Here is a 1202-nt window from a genome sequence, read left to right on the forward strand (position 1 = left end):
CGACATGCGCTACCAGCATGGCGTGACGCCGAATTCATTCGACCGATTGCCGCGCACGGCGGTTGGTCCGTTCAACCGGCAGGCGTTCGACGACATCGTCGCGGGCCGCTACGAAGGGTTTCCGTTCGAACTCTACGAGGCGCATCTGCGGGAAGGGTCGGGCAAGGGCTCGTCGACCGCCTTCCAGGGCGTCATCGTCGCCTTCGAGACCATCGCGCCGTTCCCCGGCATATTGGTGGCGACGCGGCGGACCAATGCCGTCATCAGCTTCTTTCGCGGCATGTTCGCCAGCAAGCTGCAGGAACTGTCCAGTGGCGACGTGGCGCTTGATGCCGCCTACGAGTTCCGCACCGACAATCTCGGAGCGGCACAGCCGCTGGTGAGCGGCCGGCTGGCGCAGGCGCTGAAATGGCTTGGCGAAACCTGGCCGGACGATCCGGCCCGTGTCGCGCTCAATGGCAGCGATGGGTTCCTGCTGCTGCCGCAGACGAAGAACTTCTTCGAACTGCCGGATATTTCGGTGCCGCTCGATTACAGCACGCATGTCGCGCCGATGATATCAGACATGGGCGCGATGCTGGCGACGGCGGCACTTGTGCGCAAGATCGGCGCGAAGGACGAGGCGGGCTGAGCCGTCAGCCGTCGAAGCCGTATTTGTCACGCCTATAGTCCGCCTCTGACCATGAAACAAAATTTGTGTCGATGGTCGGTGAGCAGGCTGTTTCGTGATGCTGCTCGAGGTCGATTGCAGCGACCGCGTGGCGATCCAAAGCCGCCGTCACAATCGGCTAAGCGACTCTTTTCGCGGATAGAAGTGGGCATTGGAGGAGTCGAAGCGGTCTGAAATGATGTCGGCAACAAGCAATATGTCGGAATTAAGCCTATGATATTGTTTGCGAAAATTCACCCAACGTGATTTGCGGAGGGAGCGCTTTCCGTTCCAGTTTCAAGCCGTCCGGTGCTGTCGTTTCCCAAGGCGGCGGTCCGGAAAGTGAAACAGCACGGAGTGCTTACCAATGAAGAAGACCCTCGCAACCACCGCCGCTCTGCTCGCCTTCCTCGGCACCGCCTATGCCGCGACCGTTCAGGGCACCATCCAGGCCGTCGACCCGACGACCAAGTCGATCACCCTCGACGACGGCAAGATCTACCAGCTGTCGCCGGAGGCGACGATCGGGAAACTGAAGGTCGGCGCCCTGTCT

General features: G+C 61.1%; 1 protein-coding gene and 1 pseudogene. Both read left to right on the plus strand.

From position 1 onward, the window contains the following. Window positions 1-631 (plus strand): annotated as a pseudogene (locus EN906_RS34650) (DUF3137 domain-containing protein); the annotation flags it as partial. 385 nt (window positions 632-1016) lie between these two features. Beyond that, a partial coding sequence (locus EN906_RS34655) for a DUF1344 domain-containing protein (protein WP_127375800.1) occupies window positions 1017-1202 on the plus strand: 186 nt, incomplete at its 3' end.

Origin of the sequence: Mesorhizobium sp. M7A.F.Ca.CA.004.06.1.1, from assembly GCF_003999135.1 — a bacterium.
Taxonomy (GTDB): Bacteria; Pseudomonadota; Alphaproteobacteria; order Rhizobiales; family Rhizobiaceae; genus Mesorhizobium.